Origin of the sequence: Pseudomonas sp. Pseusp97, from assembly GCF_047304025.1 — a bacterium.
Classification (GTDB): Bacteria; Pseudomonadota; Gammaproteobacteria; order Pseudomonadales; family Pseudomonadaceae; genus Pseudomonas.
In genome coordinates, this window is record NZ_JBGLYK010000247.1 from 1 (window position 1) to 7680 (window position 7680).

General features: G+C 66.9%; 6 protein-coding genes. 2 read left to right on the top strand and 4 right to left on the bottom strand.

Annotated elements, in window-relative coordinates; all coding sequences use genetic code 11:
• Positions 1–812: 812 nt before the first annotated feature.
• Positions 813–1772, top strand: a complete 960-nt coding sequence (locus ACCC94_RS25805) for a DegV family protein (protein ID WP_413352461.1) — start codon at positions 813–815, stop codon at positions 1770–1772.
• Between the two features lie 3 nt (positions 1773–1775).
• On the opposite strand, the gene ACCC94_RS25810 is transcribed toward ACCC94_RS25805, so the two are convergent.
• From ACCC94_RS25810 to ACCC94_RS25820, 3 genes are all read right to left on the bottom strand, one after another.
• Complete coding sequence (locus ACCC94_RS25810) at positions 1776–2969, bottom strand: glycosyltransferase family 4 protein (RefSeq protein WP_413352462.1); 1194 nt, start codon at positions 2967–2969, stop codon at positions 1776–1778.
• Between the two features lie 83 nt (positions 2970–3052).
• The gene (gene cysZ, locus ACCC94_RS25815) at positions 3053–3793 is read right to left on the bottom strand and encodes a sulfate transporter CysZ (RefSeq protein WP_413352463.1); all 741 of its coding nucleotides are present in this window, start codon (positions 3791–3793) and stop codon (positions 3053–3055) included.
• A 97-nt stretch (positions 3794–3890) separates the two neighbouring features.
• Positions 3891–5822: a diguanylate cyclase domain-containing protein gene (locus tag ACCC94_RS25820; RefSeq protein ID WP_413352464.1), complete on the bottom strand. Its 1932-nt coding sequence runs from the start codon at positions 5820–5822 to the stop codon at positions 3891–3893.
• Between the two features lie 423 nt (positions 5823–6245).
• On the opposite strand from ACCC94_RS25820, the gene trxB reads away from it, so the two are divergent.
• Positions 6246–7190, top strand: coding sequence for a thioredoxin-disulfide reductase (gene trxB / locus ACCC94_RS25825; RefSeq protein ID WP_413352465.1), 945 nt, complete (start codon positions 6246–6248; stop codon positions 7188–7190).
• A 299-nt stretch (positions 7191–7489) separates the two neighbouring features.
• Here the strand turns inward: trxB and ACCC94_RS25830 are convergent.
• On the bottom strand, positions 7490–7680 hold a 191-nt coding region (locus ACCC94_RS25830), incomplete at its 5' end, for a hypothetical protein (RefSeq protein WP_413352466.1).

A 7680-nucleotide genomic window follows, 5' to 3' on the forward strand; every position in this document is an offset into this window, starting at 1 on the left:
CCCCCCCCCCCCCGGGGCGCGGGGGTTTTGGGCTTTCCGCGCGCCCCGCGCCCCCCCCCACCCCCCCCCCGGGGGGGGCCCGGGCCCCCCCCCCCCCCCGCTCCTACAGGTCGGCTCCATGGTTTCGGCTCGCGCAGGAGCGGATTTTATCCGCGATCCGCCGGCAGGGCCGGCCTTTCTCCTGCTCCAATATTCCTGCTTTGGCTTGGGCACTTCGGCACCGCTTTGGCGTATGCGCGGACTCCGTGTTTCGCCCCCTCGGGCGAGTCCCTTTTGGCAAGCGTCGGATAGCCGCCCTCCCAAAAGGAACCAAAAGGTCTTGCCCCGGACATCCGGTTTTTCGCTTAGGCGAAAAATTCCCTCGTTAAAGCGAAGTTTCAGGGGCACGCTGCGAAGGGCCATCCCTGGCCCATCGCAGCTCTCGCGACATCCATGTCGCTCAACCCCTGAAACGTCGCTTCAACGAGGCCTCCTGAACGGGGCCGTTCGGAGTGCGAGGATGTTTCTCTGGAAGTCCTCAAGAGCCAAAGCCAAAGCCAAAGCCGGATCGGTCTGGGGTGGGCTCTTCGTAGGAGCGAGCTTGCTCGCGAACCGACCCCGCCGTGGGCGATGTTCGCGAGCTCGCTCCTACAGATATGTCTCGATTATGGCGGGGCATTGATTGCCTGAATGGTCTGAAAGCATCGTCCCAGGCGTTTACAAATCTTTTCCGAGACCCACCTTTCCGCATGCTGACTTCCCGGTCTGAAACGGGCAGAGTATGACCGCGTTCACACAAAAATAAGGCCGGGATACGGCCATAGGAGTAAGACATGCGGATCGGCTTGGTGGTCGATGCAACCTGCGACCTTCCCCCGGGATTCCTTGCTGCCCACAACATTCGCGTGCTGCCCATCGGTATCCGGGTAGGCGAGCGGCGCATCGTCGATGATCGCGACCCCGACACCACCCTCAGATTCTATTCCCAGGACCTGCCCAAGGTCGGCCCCGAGGACGGCAGCGAACCGCTGACGCCGGCGCAGACCCACGACTGGTTCCTGGAGCAACTGGTCACCGATTTCGACTACGTGATCTGCCTGACCGTGACCAGCCAGCGCAGCCCGATCTTCGAGCACGCCACCCAGGCTTCCTTCAGCCTGCTGCAGAGCTACAAGGAGCGCCGCGCGGCTGCTGGCATCGCGGGGCCTTTCGCATTGCGGGTGATCGATAGCCAGACCGTGTTCGCCGGTCTCGCCGTGCTGGCCGCCGAAGGCGTGCGCCTGCTCGGCGAAGACCAGCACCCCAACGCCGTGCGCACCCGCCTGGAGCAGCTCAGCCAGCAGATGAACACCTTCCTGGTCGCCAGCGACCTGGGACACATCCGCCGCCGTGGCTTCCAGAAGGGCGACCGCAGCAGCATCGGCGACCGCCTGCGCGGTGCCTTCCTCGGCCTGGGCTCGATGCTCGACATGAAGCCGGTGCTGAGCCTGGTACAGGGCGAGGACAAGCCGGTATCGGTGTCGCCGAACTATGAGAAGTCCGCCGAGCGCCTGCTCAACTTCGCCCGCACGCGAGTCGAGGCGGGCGAGCTGCTGGCGCCGCAGATGTGCCTGAGCTATGCCGGCGATCCCTCCGCCCTGCGCGACCTGCCCGGTTTCGCGGCGCTGGAAGCGGCCTGCCAGGCCAAGGGGGTGCAGGTGCATCTGGCGATGCTCAGCCCCACCGGCGGCATCAACCTTGGCGCGGGCGCCATGAGCCTGTCCTTCGCGGCCGAGCCCAAGCCCTTCGCCTGATTCCTACTTGTGCGCCCCCGCATGGTCCAGGCCGGGATGCTTTCCCGGCAGGGCCGTGCGGCAGGCCTCCTGCAGATACCCTTCGAAGCGCTCGACCACCGTGTCCCACGCCTGATGGATGGCGTGGTGGCGCGCATTGAGGCGCACCCGGCGCAGACGCTCCGGGTCACCCAGCAACCAGCTCGCCGCTTCGAAGAAGCTCTGGTTCTCGCCCGGCACACCGAGCACGCCGTTGTGCCCGTGGCGGATGTGCTGGCCGGCGGCCGCCTGGTCGAAGGCCACCACGCCCAGCCCTGACGCCAGCGCTTCCAGCACCACGTTGCCGAAGGTTTCCGAGAGGCTGGGGAAAAGGAACAGGTCGCCGCTGGCGTAATGCCGGGCCAGTTCCTCGCCGCGCTGCAGGCCGCAAAACACCGCTTCGGCCAGCTCTTTCTGCAGGTGCGCGCGCTGCGGGCCGTCGCCGACTATCACCAGGCGCAACTTCAGCTGCGGGTGCGCCGCGCACAGTGCGCGGAAGCTGCTGCCCAGCAGCGACAAGTTCTTCTCCGCCGCCAGCCGGCCGACGTGCAGCACGGCGATGTCGCGCTCGCCCAGCCCCCATTCGCGGCGCAGCGCTTCATCGCGCCGGGCCGGGTTGAACAGCTGGCTGTCGACGCCGCGCGAGAGCTGCGCCAGGCGCTCGAAGCCACGCCGTTGCAGCTCCATGGACTGGCTGGCGCTGGGCACCAGGGTCTGCTGGGTGCGGTTGTGGAACCAGCGCAGGTACAGCGTCACCAGGCGCATCAGCGGGCCGAAGCCATAATGCGCGCTGTACTGCTGGAAATTGGTGTGGAAGCCGCTGATCGCCGGGATCCGCAGGCGCCGCGCGGCGCGCAGGGCGGCGAGGCCGAGCGGGCCTTCGGTGGCGATGTAGAGCACGTCCGGGCGGATGTTCTTCCAGTGGCGCAGCAGCTTGTGCAGGCACGACTGGCCCCATTGCAGGCCGGGGTAGCCGGGCAGCGGCCAGCCGCGGGTGAGGACGAGCTCGCTGTCGCTGTGTCGGCCTTCGTCGCCCTGCTGGCGCGGGCGCACGACCTGGATCTGGTGTCCGAGGCGCAACAACCCCGAGGCCAGCCGGCCCAGGGTGTTGGCGACACCGTTGATTTCCGGCGGGAAGGTTTCGCTGATCAGCGCAATGCGCAGGGGAGTCGTGGTCATGCTCGCAGTGTCGCGGCGCGCGGTGGCGCGCCGATGACAGAGCGATGATCGATAGGTGACAGCTGACCGGAACCGCCAGCCGGTTACTTCACCAGCGCCTTGTCGCCGCCCTCGCGCACCCAGAACAGCACCGCGCCGGCGACGGCGGCGGGCATGGCGACCAGGTTGACCACCGGGATCAGCAGCGCGAGGTAGGTGATGCCGCCAAAGCCCATGCAGGCCCAGCGCTTGCTGCGCAGCCAGGCGAGCATCTCGTTCCAGCCCAGCTTGTGGTTGTCCGCCGGATAGTCGATGTACTGCACGGCCATCATCCACACGCCGAAGATCAGCCAGAGCGGGGCGGCGATCAGGTTGAGGCCGGGTACGAGGCTGAGGATGAACAGGGCGATGGCGCGCGGCAGGAAGTAGCCGAGCTTGCGCAGCTCGCGGCCGATGGTGCGCGGGACCATGGCAACCAGCTCGCTCCAGCTGAATTCGGGGAAGTCGTCGGTGCCGCGTACCACCACTTCGACCTTTTCCGCGAGGAAGCCGTTGAAGGGCGCGGCGATGATGTTGGCGATCATGGTGAAGGTGAAGAACACGATCAGCAGCACCAGTACGACGAACAGCGGCCAGAGGATGAACTGCAGGAAGCTGAGCCAGTCCGGCAGGCTGGGCATCAGGGCGTTGACCCAGTGGCTGAACTGGTTGATGGCGAAGCCGATCAGGCCGACGAACAGCAGGATGTTGATGCCCAGGGGCAGCAGCACGAACAGCCGCAGGCCGGGGCGCATCATCAGTTTAAGGCCTTCGCTCAGGTATTGCGGGCCGCTCAGGGTGGACATCGGCATCTCCAGGGTTGAACCGTAGGCGACCTTAGCAGACCCGGCGAAGGCCCGGCGAGCCGTCTGTTTTGCCGGGTATGTGTTCTCGTGCCAGCCCTCAGGCCGCCGTGTAGCGATAGCAGCGATTGCGTTCCTGCTTGGCCTGGTACATGGCGATGTCGGCGGCGCGGGTGAGGGCGTCGGCGTCGCCGGCATCCTGCGGGTAGAAGGCGATGCCGATGCTGGGCGTGACGAAGTCGATCACCGCGCCGCCCAGGTGGTACTCGGCGCCGAGCACGGTCAGCAGGCGCGTGCCCAGGGCTTCGGCCTGATCCGGCTCGGCGTTCGCCAGGAGCACGGCGAATTCGTCGCCGCCCAGGCGGAAGGCCTGGTCCGGCTGGCGCAGGCTGCTGCGCATGCGCTCGCCGACCGTGCCGAGCAGGGCATCGCCGATGGCATGGCCGAAGCGGTCGTTGACCTGCTTGAAGCGGTCCAGGTCGATGTACAGCAGGGCCACGCGATTGCTGTGCACGACGGCCTGCTGCAGTTGTTCGTTGAATGCCTTGCGGTTGCCCAGCCCGGTGAGGGTGTCGCGGTAGGCGAGGTCGAGCAGTTGCTTCTGGTACGCCACCTGGTCGCTGATGTCGCGCAGGATGCCGCGGAAGCCCTGGAACTCGCCCTGGGAGTCGCGGATCGCCGAAAGTCGGGTTTCGCAGCTGACCAGTCGGCAATCGCGGCGCTTGAAGGGAGCGGAGAAGGTGGTTTCCTGTTCATCGTCGCGGGCCTGCTCATAGAGGCTGCGGGCCCGCAGCAGGTCCGCCTGCTGCAGCAGAATGCCGAAATGCTGGCCGCTCAGTTGCTCGGCGCTGTAGCCGAGCATCCGGCACAACGCCGGGTTGAGGGTGCGGATGATGCCCCGGGTGTCCATCTCGAAGAAGCCGTCGCGGATCGCGTCGAGGATCGCCCGGTCCCGCGCCTCGCTCTGTTCCAGGCGGTCGAGCATGCGGTTCATTTCGCTCGCCAGCTGGCCCAGTTCATCTGCTCCCTGTGGGCTCAGGCGCGAAGGCGTGTCGTCCTGGCCGATGACCGCGACTTCCCGGTTCATGGTGGAAACCCTGCGGATGATGCGGAACTCCAGCGCCACATAGGCGAGCAGGGTGGCGCCGCCGAGCAGTCCGAGCGTCAGGTAGAGGAACAGCCGGACGGACTGTTGGCCCTGCTGGTAGAGCGGCCTGGGGCTGGTGAGCTCCAGGCGCAGTTGCGCCTTTCCGCGGGAGTCGAGGTAGAGCAGCGACATCTGCTGGCTGTTCTCGTCCAGCAGGCGCCGGGGGCTGAGCAGGGTGGCGCCGCGCCCGGTGGGAATGTTCAGGGTGCGCCAGTCCTTGCCCTGCACCGGGTCCTGCGCCAGACGCAGGCTCGCGCCCATCTGGGTCTGCAGGCTGGACATGCGTGCGCTGTCGAGCAGCACTCCAGCAATCACCGCGCCGGCCGGTTCGGCGGTGCCGGCGCTGTTGCTGATCGGGTAGCTCAGCAGCAGCTGTGGCACGCCGTCGATCTGCAGCAGCTGATCGAGGCTGTGGCGCGGGGCGCCTTCGATTTCCAGCGCGCCCAGGTCCAGCGCGGTACGCAGGATGCTCCGGCGTAGCCGGTCGGCGTCGGGCACTGCCTGATGGGGGAAGCGCCGGGGCAGTTCGTCGAGCTTCCACTGCTGGGCGACTATCTGTCCCTGGCGGTCGACGTAGAGCACGTAGTCGAAACCGAGGATGCCCAGCAGGTCCTGGTCGAGGTTGTCCTCGACGAAGTTTGCCTGCGGCCGACGCATGAACTGGTAGCTGGCGTCCCACCAGGCGTAGCTGTGGACGATGTCGAGGTTGCGCTGTTTCTCGTAGGCGACGCGGTTGTGGACGATGCGCACCTCATCGGCCAGGCGCTGGCGGTCGCCGCGGTCGAAGCGGTCGAGCAGGATCAGGTCCGATAGCAGCCAGACCCCGGCAAGGCTCGCGACGAACAGGGGCAGGCACAGCCAGAGCAGGCGGGCACGAAGGTTCATGGGAATGCGTGTGACCTTTGTTTTGCTTGAGTCTAGCCATCCGGGCCGTGGGTGCGCGCTGCATAGGGCAAGCCTATGAGGTGCATTGAGATTGGGCATTTCAGCAGGCTGCGAGCGTGGCGGTAAGCTGTGCGCCATGTGCTATCGAACAAGTTCGAGGGTCGTTCCGAGACTTCCTGACTTATCTCAACGAGCCGAGCGCGACCGCGGAAATCCCTGACTTATCTCAAGGGTTTCGCGGAGTTCTGCAGGAGAATGCAAACGTGATTTCGGTCACACCGCATTGCCTCCAGTCTCCGGGCGATGCGGTCCGCGCAAGAAATCTTTTACGTGGAGCTGCCGTTCTCCCAACCTTCCCCCTGGTGCTTTGGCAGCTCCCTTTTCTTTTGCCTGATTCATCTCAACTGAGCACTGGAGGCTGTCATGTCCGATCGTCATGCGCGCGTCATCATCCTGGGGTCCGGTCCCGCGGGTTACAGCGCCGCTGTCTACGCTGCGCGCGCCAACCTCAAGCCGCTGCTGATCACCGGCATGCAGGCCGGCGGCCAACTGACCACTACCACCGAGGTCGACAACTGGCCGGGCGACCCGCACGGCCTGACCGGCCCGGCGCTGATGCAGCGCATGCAGGAACACGCCGAGCGCTTCGAGACCGAGATCGTCTTCGACCATATCCACGGTGTCGACCTGGCCGGCAAGCCGTTCGTGCTCAAGGGCGACAGCGGCACCTACAGCGCCGATGCGCTGATCATCGCCACCGGCGCCAGCGCGCGTTATCTCGGCCTGCCTTCGGAAGAGCGCTTCATGGGCAAGGGCGTGTCCGCCTGCGCCACCTGCGACGGTTTCTTCTACCGCAACCGCGAAGTCGCAGTGGTCGGCGGTGGCAACACCGCCGTGGAAGAAGCCCTGTACCTGGCCAACATCGCCAGCAAGGTGACCCTGGTGCACCGCCGCGAAAACTTCCGCGCCGAGAAGATCCTGCAGGACAAGCTGCGCGCACGCATCGCCGAAGGCAGGATCGAACTGCGCCTGAACGCCCAGGTGGAGGAGGTGCTGGGCGACGAGATGGGCGTCACCGGTGTGCGCCTGCGCCACAACGACGGCGAGGCTTCCGAACTGCAGGTGGACGGCCTGTTCGTCGCCATCGGGCATACGCCCAATACCTCGCTGTTCGAAGGCCAGCTCGCGCTGAAGGACGGCTACCTGGTGGTGAACGGCGGCCGTGACGGCAACGCCACGGCGACCAGCATCCCCGGTGTCTTCGCCGCGGGCGACGTGGCCGACCACGTCTATCGCCAGGCGATCACCTCCGCCGGCGCCGGCTGCATGGCCGCGCTGGATGTGGAGCGTTACCTGGATTCCCTGTAACGGCCCGAAGAGCCGGCGTGCAGGAAGAGGCCCCGCTTGCGGGGCCTTTTTCTATCCCGCTTGGTGAGGCGGGTGCTCTGCGTAGGGGGGATAACGCGTCGGCGTTATCCACTGTCGTGGTATCGGCGGATAACCCGTTCCGGGTTATGCGCCCTACGTACCGGGGGCTCCGACCGTCCCGCAGGTCTCGAGGTCATGCAGAGCCACGAATGTAGGATGGGGCGTGCGTTCCGAGAGCTTGCGATACCCATGCTGTCGGTGCAGCCGAATCGATGGGTATCGCTGCGCTCCACGCCATCCTACGAAAGCGTTCGCCGGGGCCGGCTCTTCGTAGGAGCGGGGGGGGGGGGGGGGGGCCGCGCCGGCCCGGGGGGGGGGGGGGGGGGGGGGGGGGCGGGGGCGGGGGGGGGGGGGGGGGGGGGGGGGGGGGGGGGGGGGGGGGGGGGGGGGGGGGGGGGGGGGGGGGGGGGGGGGGCGGGGGGGGGGGGGG

Coding starts and splice junctions, on each gene's coding strand:
- cysZ (WP_413352463.1), bottom strand. CDS start 3,793: ATGTCCACCCTGAGCGGCCCGCAATACCTGAGCGAAGGCCTTAAACTG.
- ACCC94_RS25820 (WP_413352464.1), bottom strand. CDS start 5,822: ATGAACCTTCGTGCCCGCCTGCTCTGGCTGTGCCTGCCCCTGTTCGTC.
- trxB (WP_413352465.1), top strand. CDS start 6,246: ATGTCCGATCGTCATGCGCGCGTCATCATCCTGGGGTCCGGTCCCGCG.
- ACCC94_RS25805 (WP_413352461.1), top strand. CDS start 813: ATGCGGATCGGCTTGGTGGTCGATGCAACCTGCGACCTTCCCCCGGGA.
- ACCC94_RS25810 (WP_413352462.1), bottom strand. CDS start 2,969: ATGACCACGACTCCCCTGCGCATTGCGCTGATCAGCGAAACCTTCCCG.